The sequence below is a fragment of the Lutispora thermophila DSM 19022 genome (assembly GCF_900142105.1).
Classification (GTDB): Bacteria; Bacillota; Clostridia; order Lutisporales; family Lutisporaceae; genus Lutispora; species Lutispora thermophila.
Map to the genome: position 1 here is coordinate 56,386 of NZ_FQZS01000006.1, position 21,155 is coordinate 77,540.

Below are 21,155 nucleotides of genomic sequence, written 5' to 3' on the forward strand. Positions count from 1 at the left end.
AGAAAATGAAATGCAAAAGGGAAAATATTGAAAGGAGAGGAGATAAGAAAATGAAATCAAAAAGTATGAAAAGACTTTTATGTATGCTGCTGTGTGTAGCTATGATGCTTACTATGTTGCCAATGCCGGTGCATGCCTATGTAGGTGCTATGAACTATAATCCCGGCGGTGTAACTGCAGGTGTGGAAACCGTAGATGGAAAAAAGATAAACTATCTGAAAAATGATTACATAGGTTTTTACATCAGTCCTGACGGAAATTTGCATACATATCCGTCACAGAAGAGTATTAATAATATCAATTTCTCTGATTATACAGAAAAGAATATATTTTTCTTACAATATAAAGGAGTAGAATCATGGGATTTGGATTTCACTAGTATTTTGGATCAAACTCAGAAAGACGTTAGAATTGATAACAGTGACCCGAATAACCCTAGACTTATACAAACGTTGCAAATAGGTACTAAAAATTATGGATATTTTATTGTAGAAATTTGTTATAAAATTGTAAAACTGGATCGTGGCGCCCATGATATATATCATGAAAGGACAGCTATTATTTACAAAGATTACAATGACGACGGTACAACCTGGGGAATAGAAGGACGAGCGACACTCTTAGAAACTACGGGTTCCTTTGTTAATAATGAATATGTTTTGAATTGGACTACAATTCATAAAAACTTCGGTACTGTTGGACATAGTGTCAAACCCAATATACGAGTAAACAGGCATATTATAGAATCTTATACTAGTGATGACCGGCCAAACCAACTCTATTATTCGTCGCCATTATTTCCACAAGATGGATTTAAATTTATGAATGCTGAAGATGTGAACGAGGTATATACCGATTCCTTTACATATGCAAACCAGTTCGTTGCATTAAACGGATATGTAGATGCCACAGGATGGGCCTGGAATGAAGAGGAACAGAAATGGGTAGGGGAACTATATGTCGGTATAGAAGGACACTTTGCAGATAAATACAATGACTTAAATGATTATGGTAAGTATCTGAGATATGATGGATATTATCTTTATGTCGCGCATGATATTGTAGAAGCAGATGGTTATAATGCAAGGGCCCTTTGGGGTTTCAGAGATCTCTTCTCCAATACTACAGGCCAAAACCCTCCACCGGACCCGGTGATTATAACCGGTAATGCAACATATTTAGGTATTATAGAAGATGGCAATAAGCTTGTAACAAAACCTGGAAACAGTGAGTAATGATTATGGAGAAAACCTGCTGGCAGTTTTTCAAGGTGAATTTGAGGAGAATGAAAACGGTGACTATAGAACTAAAGGTAATTCCTTGCTGCTGGCTCCTGCAATTACGGCATCATGGCCAATAAATGATAAAGAAGCAGGAATAGTAATAACAAAGGACGGAAAAATAAAGGCCACTGGTGTCAGTCTGTCTGCACCAACATTTAAGTTCTATCAACCGAAAAACGGATCAAAGGATACGAGTCTTAAATTCAGCTTTGACGAAGGTAAGTTGAAAATTGAAATTGATCCTGACAATAACCTGTCAATCTTACATCTTGATATACCAGGTGCTGTAAGTGTTATAGACAGTGTCACTGCCGAAGAAAACGGTAATTTAACTTTCGGCGGAGAGTTGAGCATGAAGACACCTATGTACGATCTTGCAGAAATTAATTTGAATCGTTTAGGTGCAGGTAACAAAAAAGACGGTACCTTCGGAATTATTGGATTTGAGGCCTCCGGTAAAGTTGACATGAGTGAATTGCTTGGAATGGAAACCGCAAAAGTAGAAGGTGAAATCAACACATTCCCTGGCGAAGAGCGTTACAGATTTACAATGGAGATAAATGTATATGATATGTTTGAAGCAGAGGCTGAGGTTGAGCTTAAGCGCATACAAAACGGAATGCTCTTCCCTGATACACTCTACTTTTTCCAAGCTTCAGAGCAGGGTATCCCCCTTGTGCCACCGGTGGTAGTAGCTGAACTAAACGGTGTTGGTGGCGGCTTTAGCGGTCTTGCGGATACTATCAAAGGTGACTTTTTCGCTATTCCTCCTATGAGATTATCCCTTTCTGCTAAGGCATCAGTGTTAGAAATATTCGAAGGGAAGGCTACAACCACAGTAGGTCCAGGATACTTTAAAGTAACTATAGCACCGGGGTCCATACTGGAACAGGAAGTCATAAAAGAACTTAGCTTGTATGGTGAGATTGCTGGAGAAATACGAAAGTATAATAACGTTCAATACAAAGGTCTAAAGATTGGCGGCGGATTGTTAGTAGACATAGGAGTTCCGAAGGGTGAAAATGCTGTCATAAAGGCAGGAGGAGAGGTCAATGCTTTCGCGTATGTTGGATTAGACAGTTATTCTTCTCCGTCAAAAATTTATGTTATTGTGGATAGCCAAGGCAAGCTCTACGGAAAGTTGCAGACACCAGACAAGTGGAAGGTAATAGGTGGCATAACAATTCTCGGTAGTCAGTTTGACTATGTATTGGGCGGTCAAACTGTAATTGATGTTTCACACTTAAAAAACATTTCGAATTATAAGGATTTAACTTCAAGGCTGGGTGATGTGGCTAAGTCTGCAATCAGAAATGCATCCCTTTACGGTGGTGTTGCTTATACTGGTTGGTTTGGAATGCCATTTAGAGTTTACTATATATTCCATGAAAGAGATGTTGGTTTCGAAATAGGAGATTGGCCGTGGTCTGAGTTTGACCCATTTGATCCCAGACCTAAAAACTTAAGAATGTCAAGTAAAGCTCCTCTTCTGAATGAAGAAACCGGTAAGCAGGTAGGCATCGCAGTCTTTGGTGATAATATGATGCTGCTCACTGCAAGCACTGCACTAAGCGATGCTTTCACGGTTCCAGATGCAGTGTATGGTGAAAGTAATGGCCATATTACTGTTACAGATGCTGTATACGGTGAAACGCCTACAATAAGTCTTACCTCTGTTGTGCAAAACGATGCTGAAGACAAAGGTGTGACTATTAATGCAAAGGGCGATAATAGCTATACTGTGGAAATTAAAGAGAGTGCTCCTGACACTAAATACTTGTCGTTCTTCATAAGACCACAGGATGGAACAGCAGAGGATTTGCTTGAAACTTTGAATGTGAAAAAAGACGGTTCAGACATTAGTCTTGTGCGTGTTAAAATTAATGAAGATGGTAAAGTCGTAGATAAAAATGGTAATTTCATAGATGAAGATGACAATGAACCGATTGCCTTTGTGAATAACAATTATGTGTTATTTAAGCTTCCTGAAAAGGGCAGCTATGATATCAACTCCATCATGAACTTTGACATAGCCTGCATCTATGCAAGCCCATATGCATCCTTATACAATATGAAACTTAGTGGTGACCAATTGACAGGCAATGTTAAGGATCGAGCTGACGGTACCGAATATATCATCCGCACCTATCTTGGAGTTGAAAAGGGCGGTACCGATTATATATTGAGCCAGAGTGAAGTTAAGTTCGATGGCAGTATCGATGAAACCCTAAATCTGTCAGGTAATGTTGCTCCAACAGGAGATTATTATGTTACCGTAAATCTGTTTGAGAAGATTGAGGATGATTTTAACGGTAACGGGAACATAGACGCTGATGAGTTTTCATATGTGAGAACAGATACCTATGAATTTAACAATACAGTACATTACACAAACACCGAACAACCAGATAAGCCTCAGGACGTGAGATTGGAATCCATAGGTAACGAAGTAATGCGTGCTAAGTGGAAGGCTCCTGCTGGTGAAGATGTGGACGGTTATATCATCACTTTATATCAGGAGGAAAATGGGAAGTATGTTTCTACCGGTATGGGCTATCAGCTTGAAGCTTCTCAACTGAAAACAGGTCATGGTGGATTCTATTCATTGGATATGGCTATTACAGTAGGTGATAAGGATAATCATTTAGAAGCAGATAAGAAATACAAAGTAGGTATTACAGCCTTCAAATATCTTATAGACAGTGACAATGATGGAAAAAACGATAGCTCAGCAATAGAAAGTGCAGAAACCTTGAGCGAAGCTAAGCTGCTTCCAAAAGCCACATTCCCGGTACTTACCTATAGCCCGTCTCTTTCTGGTGATGGAATGAAGCTTATCTATATCAGCGGTAAGAAAGATATTTCAATATACTCTGATGTGGCGGCAAATATTGTTGTAACCAGAATGGATGATAATAGTGTTATAGGAAAAACTGATACTCCAGCTTTTTCATTAACCTTCAGTACTCCTGATGATTTTGTTGCAGGAGCCCTCAATCTCAAGGTCACTGCTACAGATGAAGAAGGTGATACTACGGTGGATTATATCGGGCTAAGATTGGCGGATACACCACCAACTATTTCGTTGGATAATCCTGTTTTCAAGGCGGATTACTATAACGGTAGATTCACAATAACGGGACATACGGAAAGCGGAACAGTGGTAAATGTTGATAATTATGTTTCTGGAGCAATAATGGATGTAAATGAAGTGGTTGCCGACCAAAACGGGAAATTCGCAATTAGTGGTAATCTTTATCCCGAAGTGGGTGAGAACCAAAGCACGTCGATACCATTGATAGCAAGAAATGCGGCTGGTTTATTCACTGCTACGGCAGCGCAGGTTGTTCGTGGTGAAAAAACCAATAATGATATTCCTAACAATAGCAAAGATGACAGTGATAGAGGAGATAGGGGAAACTCTTCAAGTACAGATACAAGCACAAATACATCAAAGATAACTACTGATAAACAGTCCAATATGCCAACAGTAGAAAAAATGAGCATAACCGGCACAGCTAAAGATGGTGTTCTCTCCGCAAAGGTTACCGAGCAAATGGTTAAGGACGCCATAAAGGCAGCTCAAAATGCTGCTAAGCAATCCGGTAAGGAAGCAGAAGGCATTGCGGTAGAATTCACAGTTACCGGCAGCGGCACATGGGATAACTTGAGTGTCAGCTTGGATGCCGGGGTTATAGACTTATTGAAAGAAGCCGGCGTGAAGTATGTTAAAATCGGTTCCTCTGTGTTTGATATAACCCTTGACAGTGAAGCTATTGCTGAGATTGACAAGCAATCAACTGGTACGGTTACAGTTTCAGCCAAGGTGCAGAAAAAGTTGTCTCACGAGGCGAAGAAGCTTATAGGTAATAGACCGGTGTTTGATATAACTGTGGCATATCAGAAGAATGGAAATACACAATATGTTACAAACTTCGGCAATGGCACGGTTACCCTGGGTATACCATATAAACCTGTGCTAGGTGAAAATACCAATAACCTATATGGTGTATATGTGGACAAAAATGGTAGACCCCAATTGCTTAACAACTCCAAATATGAAAACAGAAGATTGACTTTCCAAAGAAATAGACTGTCAACTTATGGTGTAGGCTATATGGCTTCGGCTCCGGCGTTTACCGATACAGCAAATCATTGGGCCAAGGACAATATTGATTTTGTCGCTAGCCGTGGTCTGATAACAGGAATAAGTGCTGGTACCTTTGCACCAAATGACTTCATTACACGTGCTGACTTCCTGATGGCACTGGGCAAACTATACGGTGTGGATGTAAGCGATTATAAGACATCAAGATTTACTGATGTTAAAGATAGTGACCCAGCTATGCCGTACATTGAATGGGCGGCAGAAAATCAAGTTGTAAAGGGCATAGGAAATAACATGTTTGGCCCTAAGCAGAAGATCAGCCGTCAGGACATGGCTGTAATGATGCAAAACTATGCCAAAGCTACAGGCTATGAACTACCGATTTCTTTAGCAATAGTTACTTTCTCCGATAATGAGAAGATAGCTGACTACGCAAAGAATGCTGTAAAAGCCATTCAGCAGGCTGGCATCATGCAAGGCAAGGATAACAATATGTTCGATCCTCAGGGTGATGCAACTCGTGGAGAGTCTTCAACCATACTGCGTAGATTTATAGAGCTTGTTATCGACAAGGGTGCACCACGAGGCTGGAGCCAGAATACTATAGGCGGATGGCAATACATCGGTGAAAGCGGAAAGCCTGTTACTGGATGGTTCAGGGAAGGAAATGTAAAGTATTACTTTACTTCTAGTGGCAGCATGGTGGCTGGTAAGTGGCTTGAGATTGAAGGCAAATGGTATTACTTCAATGATGATGGTTCTCTTGCAGTCAGTACCAAAGTAGATGGCTATGAAGTGGATGAAAACGGTGTGAGAAAAACTAATTAATTCAAATATTAATCAGTGCTATATTTGAACTAAGGTATGCAGAACTAAATCTGTACATTAAATAACCATCAAAACATCATCATATTTAACCCTTGATATGTCTCTTAGAATACGTATCAAGGGCTTTTTTTACTAAAAATCTGAGTTTAAATCAGAGGAAGCCAAGTTGTTAGGTAGATATCTCCTAGGATTGATGAGGAAGAATTGAAAAGTGAAATAAATAATTTTCGAAAGTATGGGTATAAAAGGATAAAAATAAAGCAAAAGGGTAGCCTTTTGCTTTATTAAAATGGTTATGGTAATTCTATTTTTGATTAACTCTTAAGAGATCTTCTCCCTGGTACTTGCATAATTTCAATAATTCCTGACTTAAGTTTTTCAACTGCAATGTAGATTGTGAAATTATATCAATAAATTCGTTCTGTGCAGAAATGGTTGAAACAATTTCTTCCGTAGTTGCTGTGTTTTCTTCTGTAACGCTTACTGCCATTTCAATCTTCTCACTGAGCTTTTGTAATCCTTCAGTAGTTTGCCCTATGGTATCCATGTTATTTTTTAGCTGCATACTGATCATAGCAAAGGATTCTTTCATAGCAGTAAAGGACTGGGTAATTTCTTGCAGAAGAAGTTTTCCATCTTCGACAGCCTGCTTTCCTTCATGAGATTTCTCCTGTGCAGCCTTTGATTTTTCGAATATTCCATGTGTAACATCCTTAATAAGGGAAGCTATCTCACTGCTTTGTTGAGCTAGCTTACGAACTTCTTCAGCCACAACAGCAAAACCTTTTCCCTGTTCACCTGCTCTGGCTGCTTCAATGGCTGCATTTAAGGCTAGCAAATTGGTCTGACCGGCAATATCTTCTATGCTGAGCAACAATGAATTTACCTTCTGAATATTTTCTTGCAATTCATCTACAGTTGATGTTGTGGTTTGGACTGAGTCGTTTAAAGTGTTCATATACATAGCAACCTGATTAACTTTATTCCAGTTTTCTTGCATTTCTTGGTTCATTTGCTGGGACTCAGTTGCCACCTCTTGTGATACTTCAGCGGTTTTTTCCATATTCTCTAAGGAATGCTGAACCACATTATTTATATGGACTATATTCTCTGCCTCGCTGCTTTTGGCTATGGCCATTTGTTCTACTGACTCCAAGATTGATTGACTATCTTTATTGATTTTCTCCATATTTATTTTTACATCTTCCGTGTTGTTATTTAGTTTTAATGCACTATTATCTATTGATTGAAGCAAGGTTGTTAATTGTTGAACAAGCTTTTGTGCCTCCTGTTCTTACTTGTAGCATTCAGGATGAGCTTATTGCCTGCATCGGATAAAAAGTATAAAGCAGCTAAGGTACCGCAAATTACGGAATAAACTGTAAGGAACAAAGGTATATTATGTTCAGCACCTAAAAAGTTGGTAGGTCTTAAAAAATATAATGCAAAGATATAAATATTAATGAATGCACCAAAAATCATTATCAATTGCTTATTAAAATAAAGTGCGATCATTATAGTTGTAAAGAATAAGATATAATGCTTGTTTAAAGCAAAATTATCAATAATAAATAATGAAGAAATAGCGGTGGCAGGAAGCAATGCAAACAACAGACCCTTTACCTTATCTGATATAGGAATAAAAAAGTTTAGTATTGCAAGTGCTGCAACCACTAAACCAAACATGATATAAGTTTTGCTGGCAAGAAATCCTCGCAGATATATAAGAGGAGTCAAAATTAAAGTAATAAGAAAGAAGGTCAAAAATAAATTAACTTTGTGAACTTTTTTACAATATGTATGGTAACTCATTATATACCCCCAAATAAAAGCTAATTTTAAACATATTTTTACATGCTTTAATTCTATAATATTATACATTTCAGCTTAAAGTATAGTTTTGATTAAATCTTTCCTAGTTTACTAGGCATAAAGACCTCTTGAATTCTCATCCGTCCGTAAACTTTCTTGAAATATCATGCAACAATTGCTTATAAATTTGTATATCTATGGTGAAACGATCACAATTCAGTAACAATATTTTTATATTTTCAAGAAGAAAATTGTAATATATTTAACAATATCAGGATTAATATTGTAATAAAACCAAAAGAGAAAAATGGTTCATAAAAAATAATTCATATATTTTTTATAATAAATAACTCAAAACACAATGAAAGGTGATAATTGTTTTCGATTAATTTATGAGTTTGCCTTTTCAATGTTCATTGAAACAGAGATAAGCAGTGCCTATATTTCACGTATTATTACGTCATATATTATTACTATTTTAGTTACGCAAAGTAGATAAATATGAGAAAGTATTTATTATAATTAACTGCTATTATTGCAGCTTTTGTTTTATATTGACAATTTGAACAATAGACCAGGTTATGAAGGCAGAAATTTTGATAGAAACATTTGAAGCCAAAATAGATATCATAGATCGTTGTAGCAATTTATTCCTAAATAAATATAAAAGCATTTACAGTGCCGTGAAGATATGGTAATATTTATATATGAAAATGATAATCATTATCAATTACATAAAACATATGACAGTAAGATGGAGGGGGAGAAAATGGTTGACCAAAAGTACAGATGTGTGTTTCGGGACAAAACTGACGATAAGTTCTTGAGTCAGATAGTTGAGACATTAGGACCTGTTCTATTAGGCTCAAAGCCAGCTGAGTTAATTAGTCTGCCAAAACATGATTCTCAGTGGGCAAGTAAGCTTAGCAAAATAGAAAGTCATATAGGGAAATGCAAAAAGATACGATATAAAATATTTAATTATAGAGATACCAGTATAAAAGTATTATTTTATAACCCCAAAACTTTAGATGATTGTTTAAGGGATAAAAGAAATAGAAGATTTCTAGAGGAACTTGGATATCCAAAGGATTATAATCTAAACGACTATCTATTGTGTTTGATAGAGAAGATGGAGACTGGTTATATTCCAGATGAAATAGGAGTATTTTTAGGTTATCCTTTAAAAGATATTATAGGATTTATGGGACACCCCTCTCTAAAGTTAACAAAGGTAAATGGTTGGAGGGTCTATGGAAATCCCAAATTATCGGATATTAAATTCAGAGAGTTTTTAGACGCTAGAAATGAAGTTAGAGCATTATTACAAAATTTTACACCAGAGAAAGTATTGGTTTATATTTAATTTTTAATTTACAAACAGATATACTGTAAAGTAATTTATTTGATATGTTTTTTTCATGTTCAAGAGCAAAGGTAGGAAAGTTTTTGCCAAATGTATTTTCAATTAAATCAATGTGTAAACAAGCTAGGCCATTGAATCATGAATGTTTTGCTTATGACCTCACTGCCTAGCTTTTTATAATTGTTATTCTCTTGGTAATATCTATTTTACTTACTCTGAAGCACAAAAAGAAAATTATATATACAATTATAACAAGTTAATTTATATGAGAATTATAGTATAATTTATGTGAGGCTTTTCGATGGATAATAGAAGTAGTCATCATAGTAGAAAAAATAGGTTCCAAAATAGTAAATTTGTATTTGCGAAGGTGATACTATGCTTGAAAAAATGGGAGAGTTCTTTGATAACCGACTGGACATCTACGATGAACATCAGTTGAACTGTATAGATTCGGCACGTGAATTTTATAAGTATACCGCTGAGTGCCTTCCCCTTCGCCCGGGGTGTCGGATTATTGATCTTGGCTGTGGAACTGGCTTGGAATTAGAGTGGTATTTTCAGATTAATCCATCTGCAAAGGTCACTGGAATTGATTTGGCCCCTGGTATGCTTAACAGATTGAAAGAAAAGTTTTATGATAAGGAATTGACTCTGATTCTAGGTTCATATTTTGATGTACCATTTGGAACCTGCCAATTTGATGGGGCCGTATCTGTGGAATCGTTGCACCATTTCACTGCGACGGAAAAGATGTCACTATATGAAAAACTGCGAAAATCTCTAAAGACTAAAGGATATTTTATTCTTACGGATTACTTCTCTTTATCTAATGAAGAAGAAGCATTTCACAGAAAGGAACTGCTTCGCCTTAAAGAAGAACAAGGTATTGAAGACAATGAGTTCTATCATTATGACACTCCCCTTAGTGTAGATCATGAAATCGAATGCCTTTTGTCTGCAGGTTTCTCTTCCGTTGAAATATTAAATCGCTGGGGAGCGACACACACTATCAAAGCTGTCAGATAAGTTCCAGTTTGATTTCTTAACTAAAACATGAAGAAGCCTACATAGATGAAACTATATATTAGATGTCAAGAAATTGATTTAATATGAAAGAAGCATGGAGTAAAGAAAATGATGAAACTAATAGCTAAAGGAAATACGGCTGAAGTATTCGAATATTGTGAGGACAAGGTATGCAAACTTTTTTATCCAGGGTATCCTTTGGAAAGTGTTAATGTTGAATTTAATAATGCAAAGCTTTTGAATAACATGAAAATTTCGGTACCAATGTGCTATGGGCAGATATACATAGATAACAGGCATGGATTAATATACGAAAAGGTCAAGGGAAGGAACTTGATTGACTATTTTACGGATCCTTCTAGTTATAACATGGTGATCTTGACCTTGGTGAATACTCACAAAGAAATACTTGAGCATGAATGCAGCAGCCTTCAATCATACAAGGACTTTATCAGAAGTATAATCAAGGACAGAGATATGGTTATTCTGAAAGCTCTTGATGACTTACCGGACGGTAATGCCTTGTGCCATGGAGACTTCCATCCAGGCAACATTATGATTAACAATGATGGAGGCATTAAAATTATAGATTTTATGAATATTTGTCGTGGGCCTAAGGAATATGATATAGCTCGTACCTATTATTTAGTAGGCTATTCTAGCCTTCCAGATGATATGGATAATATTGATGCAATACAGGCTATAAGACGGACATTAGCTGAGGATTATCTTGGCAAAATGGCTATAGGTAAAGAGGATATCACTCCTTTCTTATCTATAATAGAAAGATGTCATTTCTATGAGATGTCTCCTTAGACATACAGTTGATAAAAGAATACCAATTATATAAACTGGCCTTTATAATGGTACTTGCAGTAAATGGCATTATAAGTCGGGTATTGCTCTCAGGTTAAAGTTATAATGAAACCACAGCTGAAAGGAGATTATAGTATGATTGGATGGATAGAAGGCATTCAGAATGCAATTGAATATATTGAGGAGAATCTTACGGAGGAACTGAATATCAAGGATATTGCTGAAAAAGCATGCGTTTCAGCATTTCATTTTCAAAGAATTTTCAATGTACTGTGCGGTTTCACAGTAGGAGAGTATATCAGGTGCCGTAGGCTTAGTATAGCAGCAGAAGAACTTTCCAAATCTGATGTTAAGGTAATTGATGTTGCTATAAAATATGGTTATGATTCTCCTGACAGCTTTACCCGTGCGTTCACCAAATTTCATGGTGTTTCTCCTTCAGCAGCTAAATTAAAGGGTGCAAAGCTAAAATCCTTAGCACCGATAAGAATTAAATTAACATTGGAGGGTGGTACAATGCTAGAGTATAAGATCGTAGAAAAGGCCCAGTTTACTGTTATGGGTAAAATAAGAAACTTCAACATTGATACTTCTTACGATGAAATTCCAAAGTTCTGGCAGGAGCATAATGAGAACGAAGATAGGATTGTATGCGGAATGTACGGAATCTGTATGGATAGTGATGGAATAAGAATGGATTATATGATAGCAGACAACTATTTGCCATGGAATGAGATTCCTGATGGCTATGAAACCAGGGTGTTTCCTGCAGGAACATGGGCAGTATTCCCATGTAGAGGAGAATTACCAAAATCATTGCAAGATATCAATACAAAAATTTGGAGTGAATGGTTGCCAAGTTGTAAAGAATATAAGCTTGCAGGAAACTATAACATTGAAATGTATACTCCACCCTGTGATAATCCCGATGACTATTATTGTGAAATTTGGATACCTGTAGAAAGAGTTTAGAAAGCTGTTTACTGATATAAAAGCTTAATGGTTTGAAGCATTTCATCATGATTATGGGAAAGGGATAAAATGGAGATGAAAAGACCGACTACTACTTTGTTTATGCTTATGTCTGTGGATGGAAAAATATCAAGTGGAGCAAATGATGTACTTGATGCAGATAAAGACTGGCCTACAATTCCAGGAGTAAAAGAAGGAGTTTATCAATATTACGAAATAGAAAAAACAACAGATTTGTGGTCTCTAAACACCGGGCGTGTTATGGAGAAAATAGGGGTTAACCATAAAACTGATGTACAAAAGAAGATTTCATGCAATTTTGTAATTATAGATAATAAACCTCACTTGACACAAAATGGGATAGACTATATATGTAAATGGGTAAATTCCCTCTATATAGTAACACATAATACCGAACATCCTGCTATAAATATGCAGAGAGATAATCTTAAATTAATAAAGCAAGATAGGTTTGATTTGACAGGGCTTTTGGAAATATTGAAAGAAAAGTATCAGGTTGAGCGGCTTACGATACAATCGGGAGGAACGATGAATTGTGAGTTTTTACGAAAAAAACTCTTTGATTATGTAGATATTGTAATTGCACCTCTTCTAGTTGGGGGAAAAGATACTCCTACATTAATAGACGGGGAGGCAATCAACACTCATGACCAACTTAATAAACTTGGAGTTTTAAAGCTGAAAGACTTAAAAATTCTTGAAAATTCATATGTTAGATTGACCTATCAGGTAATAGGTTGATAAAGTATATGGGATTGCAAGCTGGAGTTTGGCGTGCAATCCCTGATTGTAATTTGAGGAATGCATAACACTAAACGATATAATAACAAGAGATTTCTAACTTGATTATGCCTGGTGCTGCTCATGGCCATAAAACATGCCAGAGGACATTGGAGGAGAGTAGATATTAGATGATTGAAGATAAGATGCGCCCGATTCATTGTCAATAATTAGCCCATCTTGTATTATGATAATCCTGTTACTGCTTTTTGCAGCTTCTGGAGAATGGGTTACCATGATGATGGTTTGACCATATTCATGGTTTATGGTCTTTAGCAGGTTAATAATCTCTAAGCCGGTTTTGCTGTCAAGATTTCCGGTTGGTTCATCTGCAAAAAGGATTTGTGGGTTGGTGATTAAAGCGCGTGCAATAGCTACTCGTTGTTGTTGTCCTCCAGATAATTGTCTAGGCGTATGTTTTCTCCTGTTTAAAAGCCCGACCATTTGTAAAATATGATCCAGTTGCTTCCTATAATCCCGGATCTTCTTTCCATCCAGTAAAAGGGGAAGCATTATATTTTCTTCAACATTAAGGTTAGGTATTAGGTTATAAAATTGGAATACAAATCCAACCTGCTGTCTTCTCATACGGCTCATTTTCTCATCCTGAAAGTGAGAAATGTCAGTTCCGTTTATATAGACGGAGCCACTTGTAGGCGAATCAAGCCCGCTTAAAATATATAGCAATGTACTTTTGCCGGAACCAGATGGTCCCATAATCGAGATAAATTCTCCCTGCATGATTTTAAGGGAGATTCCCTGTAATACTTTTGTATTAGTTTCGCCTGAAGGAAAATATTTAACGATGTTTTTACCTTCTATTGCAACTTGTGAGTTTAATGTTTTCATAATTCTGATCCTCCTATTTGCTATTCAAACTTGATTTCTTCTACTAATTTCATCTGGTGGCTTTTAAGAATAGGAGCCACAGATCCTATTAGATTTATAACAATTCCGGCAATTCCCGCTAAAATAAAAGTGGAGTGTTTAAGTTCCGGCACCATCGTAATTTTGGGGCCAGCTACTAGAAAAATTGTTTGTATTTCCAAATAGGAAACAAAAACTGCAATAACTGCACCAATCAAACCAGAGGAAAACCCTTCAAGTAAAGTAATTTGAATATTCTGTCGGTTACTAAGCCCTACTGATTTATACATGGCAATTGAACGGCGCTTTTGGATATAATTAATCAAGAGATTGTTAATTACACCTACAGTTGCTAATAGCAGAATAAGCCATGTCATACTATGCATGGGCTGTAAAAAGGCTTCTACTGTAGCAAGTGCATCTGTTGTAAATTCCTTTACTGTCCGGCTCCAATTTGGGGTTTCTCCAAATAAGTCTCGTATCTGGATTATAATTGCCTCAGGGTCCACAGCGGTATATGCGAGAAGTTTATATGTTTGCATACCAAAATCCTGTGTAGCATAATAAGATGGGATGACAGCTTCCGCATCAGTAGCTCTCGATTTGAAACTGCCAATAACCCTATATCTATACTCCATCCCATTGTAGGAAAGGGAAATTATATCATTTACAGAAATTCCAGTCCGATCCATGCAGTTTTCACTCAACAGAATGTTTCTCTCATGATGAAATTCATAAAAGGCTTGTTCCAACAGGCCATTAGAATAATTAAGTGCAAACATGGAGCTATACCAGTCCAGATTGTCTGTTGCTTCCAATCTGATGAGGTTGTTTCTATTTGCTTGAACAGAATTTTCCATTATATAAATGGGAAGTATTTTTTTAATACCATCCATATTTCGTACTTTCTCTACAAAACTCTGATCCATGTCGCCGTTAGCCAAACCATCTAATTCTGCACCATGAAACACATCGATGATGTACGTGGTAACAAAATTGCCAACAACGCTTATAACGATAACTGCAGATAAACTGATAAATAGCAATGCTATGTTTTGTGTTACATTTTTATTATCACGTATATTTCTGGCAGACAATTTGCCTTCGCCTTTAAAAATAACTTCATATAACCGCTCCATTCCAGATGAAATCAGGTTGGTGATAAGAGGAATGTTAAGAATTGCAGCTGTAATCAGTCCAAGTAATGAAAAACCACCTGCCGGATATAGCATACTCTTTGGTGCGATTCTTGGTAGAATAATGGATATGATAAACAGCACAATCCCAATAAGTATAGTAGCCTTATTCGAGACATGCTTTTCATCAACCCTACCAAGAACTATATCCTTGATTGGTAAGCGGCTTGCTCGCCTTATAGGCAGCCATGAGCTTGATATTGAGACTACCATGGCTACAGCAAAAGGAAGAATAATACTTAAAGGAGAGATGATAACCGGAATTTCAATGCCATTAGATAGTGTTTTTCCTATTCCACGTAAAATGAACTTCAATATAAGCATACCTATAGGAATGCCAAACAGACCGCCTAAAAGTCCATAAATCAAGCTTTCAAATAGAAAAACCTTTGTAACTTCTTTTTCTGTAGCTCCAATACTGCGAAAAGTGCCAATAATGGGAAGTCTATCTAAGGTTACGACTTTGTAACTGCTGTAGATAATAAAAACGCTAATTGTAAGAGCAAAAAAGCTGATAAGGAAAAATGGCATGGATTTTTGCCGGGCATCTGCCGCAATTTGTGCCTCATTTACGATTTCTGATATATCATATATGTGGTTTGGCATATTGTTTTGTAAGGCGTTTTTTAATTCTGCTGTTGTAACTCCTTTTGCAGGTTCTATCAATATTTCATTATACCCATCTGTCTGGCTTACAAGTTTTCTCAGTGTGTCAAGGGGAAAAAGGGCAGTTGTACCTCTTGTTTGGCGCAGGAAGATTGTATCATATGCAGCTATTTCTCCTACTTCAAATGTAACAGGCATGCCTTTCACCTGTAAGGTAATTAAATCACCCTTTTCAATGCTAAACTTTGATGTAAATCTATCTGGTAGGATTACTTGATTACCTGAAAAATCGGTGATTTCTTCTCCGTTTACCAAACGTAGTTTATTGATCTGATTAAGTGCTTTTATTTCCGCTGCAATAAGATCCATGGATTCATAATATCCTTCTTTGTGGTAAATAGCAGAGCCTGTTATTATGCCAACTTTTACACCTATCTCTGGCAAATCAGGAATATCATCTAAACTGATTCCTGTAGCGCTATCTTTGGTTGTTACGGAAATGGTGGCACTTCCTGTCATACCACGAGCCATCTTTTTTTGAGCGCTTTCATAGGAAGCTCCAATGGATAGAGAGACAAACAGCAGGATGGTTGATAATAAAATGGATAATAACATGACGGAAGTACGCAGCTTGTGTTCTTTTAAGTTTGTAAGAATGTATTTCAGAATAATTGTCAAAATAAACACCCACTTTCAGTTATGGTTTGTTAGTGTATTTCTTTGTTTTCTTACTGTATAACAGATGAGCTTAACTCCTGGAACAACATGTAGCTCAAAGGGTTGGTTAACGCATACTGTATTAAATATTTTCGAGCATGCTTTGCTTTTTTCACCTCCTTATGTAAGAAAAGGTTGACAGCTATCATGGTTACATGATACTCTGTCAACCTTAATCAATCTTTTAGAGAAACTTAATTAACCTTAATCAAGCTTAATCAATCTTAATAGCAGGGAGAAGTATTTCAAATGTAGTACCGTATCCCAAGGTGCTTGATACGGAAATAGTACCACCATGGGTTTCTATAATGCCTTTAGCAATCGCAAGGCCTAAGCCGGTACCCTCTGTTTTTTGATCTGTATTTGTCCCTCGATAATAACGATTAAATAACTTTGCTGTTTCCTCCTTGGACATTCCATTTCCATTATCTGAAACAATGATTGTTAAGCTGCTGTCTGACTTTTTTACTTGTAGCGTAACTTCCGTATTCTGGTTTCCATGAACAAAAGCATTGATAATTAGGTTTTTGAAAGCTCGCATAAGTAGAGTAGAATCAAAAGAGCAGATAATTTCTCCATAATCACTTTCAAAATGAATGATACGGTTTTCATATTCTGGTGTATTTAGAATATCAATAATTGTTTCCCTTAGAAAGCGCACAATGTTTCCGTTGGACGGATTAAAGGGAATCATGCCACTTTCTAATTGATAAGTTAATTTTAAATCGTTTAGAAGCTTTTCAGTATATTCAACATTTTTCAGGATTATTTGTGAATAGCGTTTTCTCTGTTCTATGCTTACAGAGCCGTCCTCTGATAGAATTTCTGCATATCCTCGGATTGGGGAGAGGGGAGTTTTCAGATCATGGGTTATGTTTGCAATCCATTCCTCTCGTAGCCGTTCTGTTTCCTTGCAAAGTTGGTCAGCATTCTTAATTTCTTCATATAACGCATTTATACTTTCGTATATATCAGCAAAAGCACCTTTTTTATGAAGAGGAAGGTAAGTTCTATTTGGAATTTCCTTGATTGAATCTGTAAGCTTGCTGATGTTTCGTGTTATCCAGAAGCCGTACAATAATCCTGAGATAATGATTAAAATAAGGGTTGTGCTCATGCAAATAAGAAAAATGGTTTTTCCGTAGGTAAAATTTTCTCCATTTAGATACATTGTCACTTTTGCTATTTTAAATGGAAAATATAAGATATAGGAATATAATGTACCGTTATTAGATAAAGTCCCAATAAAAGCTGTGGTTTCTCTATTTTCCAGATACCCAAAATGATACAGTTTTAAAAAATCTATATTAGAATAGCTTATTTTTGCTTGCGTTGGTTTTTGGTAGCTATACAGCTCTTGTCCTTGTTCATTTAGTATCTGAAGACCAATCCTTTCTTCTTGCAACTGTGTCATAGCTGTTTGAGTGATAAGGGGTTCATTGTTGATGAAGACAATTTGACTTTTAAAGTTTTCTGTAAAATCAATAACCCAGTTATTGACTACGGTAGATCCGTCGCCTTTTTGCACAGAAAAAAGCGAGAAAAAGAAACAAGAGGCAAGGATGAAGATTACCAGTAAAGAAAGGCAAAAAATTATGTATATATGAAAACTTGTTCGATAACCGGACTTCTTCATCTAATCGATATCCTTTCTCAATTTATATCCAAGCCCCTTAATAGTTATGAGTTGTTTTGGGTTTGAGGGATCATCTTCTATTTTTTCCCGAATATGTCTTATATGTACCATAATTGCATTGTCGCAAATGCAGCTGTATTCACCCCAAACCTGTTCATATAATTGCTCTTTGCTAATGATTTTGTTTACATTTTCTGCCAAATAACTCAAAAGTAAAAACTCTCTACCGGTCAATTCAATCTCTTTTCCATTTTTAAATACACGGCAACTTTCCTTATGTATCTTCAAAGGCCCTACTTGTAAAGAGAGAGATTGATTATCTGCTTTTGTCTGATTATAATGCTGCCGCCTAAGCTGGGCTTTTATACGGTAAACTACTTCTCTCGGACTGAAGGGTTTTGTAATATAGTCATCACCCCCACTGGATAGTCCAAGGATTTTGTCGATATCATCACTTCTGGAAGAAAGAAATAGAATAGAGCAGTAAGAATACTCCCTAATTTTTTTGCATATTTCCAGACCGTCCATATCTGGAAGCATAACATCCAACACAATCACTTCCGGTTGGAAGTCATGGCATATTTTTAAAGCTTGTTCTCCAGTATATGCCTTCTGGATTTCATAATTTCCATCCTTCTTTAGAACTTCTTCCAGAAGATCAACAATATCCTTTTCATCATCTACCAACAAAACTTTACTTCTCATAATCCTGTATCCTTTCTGTATTTGTCAATAGGTTTATGTTCATCCTTCAGTATAACCTAAAAATGACCAAAATGCATCATAATGTCAAGCAATCTTTCTGACTGTCATTATGAAAAGTACATATAAAGCATATCCTTTATGTATGTTTTGTAAATCATATACAGAAAAGTAAATAAAACAAAGGCAGTAGCACTGGTTAAACTTATTGTATATAGTAACACACAATTTCGAAACCTTGATTCAGATATACAAAGAATCAATCTATGAGGGATTTGTATGGAATGTTAAGGTTTGATTTTAAAAATAGAATTTATTAAATTATACTGAAAATGTATCATAACATTGATGACAAGATTGGTTAGATGATTATACTGTAATTGAGAGAAATTAAATGTCTGTGGATTTAATACATAAAGTTATTAAAGAAAAACTGAAGGGGTTGATTGTTTGGAGATTATTAATGTTGGCAATAAGGTATGCAACAACTACATTATAAGGCTTGATAATGGATATTTATTGATAGACACTGGTTATCCGGAGCATTTAAAAGTTTCAGTAGAAAATTGAGAGAACATAATATTCAGATAAGAGATATTTCATATATTCTACTAACACATGCCTATAATGATCATGACGGTTTTTAAATGAGATTTTGGATAACTCTGATGCAAAGGTCATATTGCATCCTCTGGCTGTAGATAGATTGCGAAAAGGACAGAATTCATTTGACAGTGGATGTACAAGCTATATGGCTTTGACATTTTGCAGAATTTTGAAATTGCTTGGGAAGGGGGAACATGGGTTCCTAATCGTTGACAGGCATGAAAGATATATTATATTAGAGGAAAACACAAAGCCTATTGTTGCAGAACAGTTATATGGCACTGTCCTATATTTACCTGGACATACGAAAGATTCTATCGGACTGATATTAAAAGTTGGCTCGTTGTTTTGAGGTGATGCTGCAATGAATGTTTTCCCAAGCATCCATAGAATAGGCATATGGGCTGGAAGATTAGAAGATTATAGGAAATCATGGCAAGTAATCATCAATCATAATCCTGCAATTATATATCCATCCCATGGCAAAGCCTTTATGAAAGAAGATTTAGAGAAAAACATACATAGATTAGAAAAGTTAAAGTTATATCCACTTAAATAAACCGATACCCAATACCTAAAGAGAGCATGACATAAACCTAGTTTTTTTGATATACATGTGGCCAATGTGGGTCAAATCTTATTGCTGACATCCATGAAAATAAAAAAACAAAAGCATATGGAAATTTTGAATTGTCACAGTTCCAATAGATAATGGAGTACCTTATATAAAGTATCGCAGTGAACCATGGAGGATAAGGGTAAAATGTTGATTGTTATCTTGAAATATCAAAGCCAAGGTCAGTCAACATTTTCTTGTCCTGTATGGTATTATTACCTACTGTGGTCAACATGTCACCGGTTATTGTGGCATTTACACCGGACAGGAAGGTTTTGGCACCACCGTCCTTGAAATAGATTCTGCCTGCTGCCATGCGAATATATGCATTAGGATTTATGTATCGAAAGATGGCGATTGTCCTTAGAATGTCATCCTCTGAAAGGGGCTCCAAACTTTCATAACAGGTTCCTTTGATGGGCATTAAAACATTTATTGGAATAGAATCTACCTGTAGTTCAGATAGGCTTAAAGCCATATCGATTCGGTCATACCAAGTCTCTCCCATTCCAATGATGCAGCCGGAACAAACCCTAAGGCCTGCCTTTTTAGCAAGCATTATTGTATTTGTTTTATCCTCATATGTATGAGTAGTGCAAACATTAGGAAAATATCTTTTTGAGGTTTCAATATTTGCATGGTACATGGATACACCTGCATCTTTTAAACGAGCAAACTCTTCTTCTCCAATAAGACCATGTGAAGCGCAAAGCTCTATGTTACATTCATCTTTCATTTTCCTATATGACTCTATGGCTTTATCAAAATCTTTACCCAGCAGGGCTCTGCCGGAAGTTACGATAGAATAACGATGTACACCGTTAGCCTCATTTTTCTTACAATCCTCCAAGATCACTTCAGGATCTAAAAACTCATGCTTGTCTATTCCTGTATGATGGTAAACTGATTGAGCACAGAATTTGCAATTTTCGCTGCAATTACCGCTTCGGCCATTGATTATGGCACAAAGGTCTACCTTGTTTCCGCATAATTCCTTCCGAATCATATTTGCGCCTTCCAATAATTCATTCAACTCTGCAGTTAAAAAGATATTGAAATCTTCATCTCTTTGTAAACGTCTTCCAGCTATGATTTCTTTTGCTAATCTCTTCATATTTATATCCTCCTGATAAGTATTGAAGTAGAAACAAATATTTGCTTTGAGAATAATTTTGAATACATGATTCATTTTAT

General features: G+C 36.2%; 16 protein-coding genes. 9 read left to right on the forward strand and 7 right to left on the reverse strand.

What is annotated here, in order from left to right; genetic code table 11:
- Positions 1–50 precede the first annotated feature (50 nt).
- Positions 51–1,235: a hypothetical protein gene (locus BUB48_RS04730; RefSeq protein ID WP_073025104.1), complete on the forward strand. Its 1,185-nt coding sequence runs from the start codon at positions 51–53 to the stop codon at positions 1,233–1,235.
- Positions 1,228–6,219, forward strand: coding sequence for an S-layer homology domain-containing protein (locus BUB48_RS04735; RefSeq protein WP_073025105.1), 4,992 nt, complete (start codon positions 1,228–1,230; stop codon positions 6,217–6,219). The genes BUB48_RS04730 and BUB48_RS04735 overlap by 8 nt, the downstream gene beginning before the upstream one ends.
- 304 nt (positions 6,220–6,523) lie before the next feature.
- Here the strand turns inward: BUB48_RS04735 and BUB48_RS17520 are convergent, their stop codons facing one another.
- A complete protein-coding gene (locus BUB48_RS17520; protein WP_139249912.1) occupies positions 6,524–7,408 on the reverse strand; it encodes a methyl-accepting chemotaxis protein in 885 nt (294 codons plus the stop codon).
- Between the two features lie 71 nt (positions 7,409–7,479).
- On the reverse strand, positions 7,480–8,031 hold the full coding sequence (locus BUB48_RS17525) for a hypothetical protein (RefSeq protein ID WP_084524374.1): 552 nt from the start codon (positions 8,029–8,031) through the stop codon (positions 7,480–7,482).
- A 769-nt stretch (positions 8,032–8,800) separates the two neighbouring features.
- Between BUB48_RS17525 and BUB48_RS04745 the strand changes: the two genes are divergently transcribed.
- The 5 genes from BUB48_RS04745 to BUB48_RS04765 all read left to right on the forward strand — a co-directional run bounded on the left by BUB48_RS04745 (position 8,801) and on the right by BUB48_RS04765 (position 12,976).
- Entirely contained in the window at positions 8,801–9,397 is a 597-nt protein-coding gene (locus BUB48_RS04745; protein ID WP_073025106.1) for a DUF3793 family protein, read from the forward strand.
- A gap of 378 nt (positions 9,398–9,775) precedes the next feature.
- Positions 9,776–10,426: a class I SAM-dependent methyltransferase gene (locus BUB48_RS04750; RefSeq protein ID WP_073025107.1), complete on the forward strand. Its 651-nt coding sequence runs from the start codon at positions 9,776–9,778 to the stop codon at positions 10,424–10,426.
- 108 nt (positions 10,427–10,534) lie between these two features.
- Complete coding sequence (locus BUB48_RS04755) at positions 10,535–11,242, forward strand: phosphotransferase (RefSeq protein WP_073025108.1); 708 nt, start codon at positions 10,535–10,537, stop codon at positions 11,240–11,242.
- A gap of 138 nt (positions 11,243–11,380) precedes the next feature.
- Positions 11,381–12,214 carry an AraC family transcriptional regulator gene (locus BUB48_RS04760; protein ID WP_073025259.1) on the forward strand — a complete coding sequence of 278 codons (834 nt, stop codon included), beginning with the start codon at positions 11,381–11,383 and terminating at the stop codon, positions 12,212–12,214.
- 75 nt (positions 12,215–12,289) lie between these two features.
- Positions 12,290–12,976, forward strand: a complete 687-nt coding sequence (locus tag BUB48_RS04765; RefSeq protein WP_073025260.1) for a dihydrofolate reductase family protein — start codon at positions 12,290–12,292, stop codon at positions 12,974–12,976.
- A gap of 105 nt (positions 12,977–13,081) precedes the next feature.
- Here the strand turns inward: BUB48_RS04765 and BUB48_RS04770 are convergent, their stop codons facing one another.
- The 4 genes from BUB48_RS04770 to BUB48_RS04785 form a co-directional block, all read right to left on the reverse strand.
- Complete coding sequence (locus tag BUB48_RS04770; RefSeq protein ID WP_084524376.1) at positions 13,082–13,864, reverse strand: ABC transporter ATP-binding protein; 783 nt, start codon at positions 13,862–13,864, stop codon at positions 13,082–13,084.
- A gap of 20 nt (positions 13,865–13,884) precedes the next feature.
- Positions 13,885–16,362: an ABC transporter permease gene (locus BUB48_RS04775; protein ID WP_175548364.1), complete on the reverse strand. Its 2,478-nt coding sequence runs from the start codon at positions 16,360–16,362 to the stop codon at positions 13,885–13,887.
- Positions 16,363–16,615: 253 nt separating this feature from the next.
- Positions 16,616–18,037 (reverse strand): HAMP domain-containing sensor histidine kinase, encoded by a 1,422-nt coding sequence (locus tag BUB48_RS04780; RefSeq protein WP_073025109.1) that lies wholly within the window; start codon positions 18,035–18,037, stop codon positions 16,616–16,618.
- Positions 18,038–18,742 (reverse strand): response regulator transcription factor, encoded by a 705-nt coding sequence (locus BUB48_RS04785; protein WP_073025110.1) that lies wholly within the window; start codon positions 18,740–18,742, stop codon positions 18,038–18,040.
- Between the two features lie 652 nt (positions 18,743–19,394).
- Here BUB48_RS04785 and BUB48_RS18470 point away from each other — a divergent pair.
- Both BUB48_RS18470 and BUB48_RS18475 read left to right on the forward strand, forming a co-directional pair.
- The gene (locus BUB48_RS18470) at positions 19,395–19,697 is read left to right on the forward strand and encodes a hypothetical protein (protein ID WP_242944166.1); all 303 of its coding nucleotides are present in this window, start codon (positions 19,395–19,397) and stop codon (positions 19,695–19,697) included.
- A gap of 12 nt (positions 19,698–19,709) precedes the next feature.
- Complete coding sequence (locus BUB48_RS18475) at positions 19,710–19,904, forward strand: MBL fold metallo-hydrolase (RefSeq protein WP_242944167.1); 195 nt, start codon at positions 19,710–19,712, stop codon at positions 19,902–19,904.
- Between the two features lie 214 nt (positions 19,905–20,118).
- On the opposite strand, the gene bioB is transcribed toward BUB48_RS18475, so the two are convergent.
- A complete protein-coding gene (gene bioB, locus BUB48_RS04795; RefSeq protein WP_073025111.1) occupies positions 20,119–21,075 on the reverse strand; it encodes a biotin synthase BioB in 957 nt (318 codons plus the stop codon).
- Positions 21,076–21,155: the final 80 nt, after the last annotated feature.

Bases quoted from the DNA above. Each gene is read 5' to 3' on its own strand.
- BUB48_RS04770 (WP_084524376.1), bottom strand. From the start codon at position 13,864: ATGAAAACATTAAACTCACAAGTTGCAATAGAAGGTAAAAACATCGTT.
- BUB48_RS04785 (WP_073025110.1), bottom strand. From the start codon at position 18,742: ATGAGAAGTAAAGTTTTGTTGGTAGATGATGAAAAGGATATTGTTGAT.
- BUB48_RS04755 (WP_073025108.1), top strand. From the start codon at position 10,535: ATGATGAAACTAATAGCTAAAGGAAATACGGCTGAAGTATTCGAATAT.
- BUB48_RS04780 (WP_073025109.1), bottom strand. From the start codon at position 18,037: ATGAAGAAGTCCGGTTATCGAACAAGTTTTCATATATACATAATTTTT.
- BUB48_RS17520 (WP_139249912.1), bottom strand. From the start codon at position 7,408: ATGGAGAAAATCAATAAAGATAGTCAATCAATCTTGGAGTCAGTAGAA.
- BUB48_RS04730 (WP_073025104.1), top strand. From the start codon at position 51: ATGAAATCAAAAAGTATGAAAAGACTTTTATGTATGCTGCTGTGTGTA.
- BUB48_RS04745 (WP_073025106.1), top strand. From the start codon at position 8,801: ATGGTTGACCAAAAGTACAGATGTGTGTTTCGGGACAAAACTGACGAT.
- BUB48_RS04765 (WP_073025260.1), top strand. From the start codon at position 12,290: ATGAAAAGACCGACTACTACTTTGTTTATGCTTATGTCTGTGGATGGA.
- BUB48_RS04750 (WP_073025107.1), top strand. From the start codon at position 9,776: ATGCTTGAAAAAATGGGAGAGTTCTTTGATAACCGACTGGACATCTAC.
- BUB48_RS18475 (WP_242944167.1), top strand. From the start codon at position 19,710: ATGAATGTTTTCCCAAGCATCCATAGAATAGGCATATGGGCTGGAAGA.
- bioB (WP_073025111.1), bottom strand. From the start codon at position 21,075: ATGAAGAGATTAGCAAAAGAAATCATAGCTGGAAGACGTTTACAAAGA.
- BUB48_RS17525 (WP_084524374.1), bottom strand. From the start codon at position 8,031: ATGAGTTACCATACATATTGTAAAAAAGTTCACAAAGTTAATTTATTT.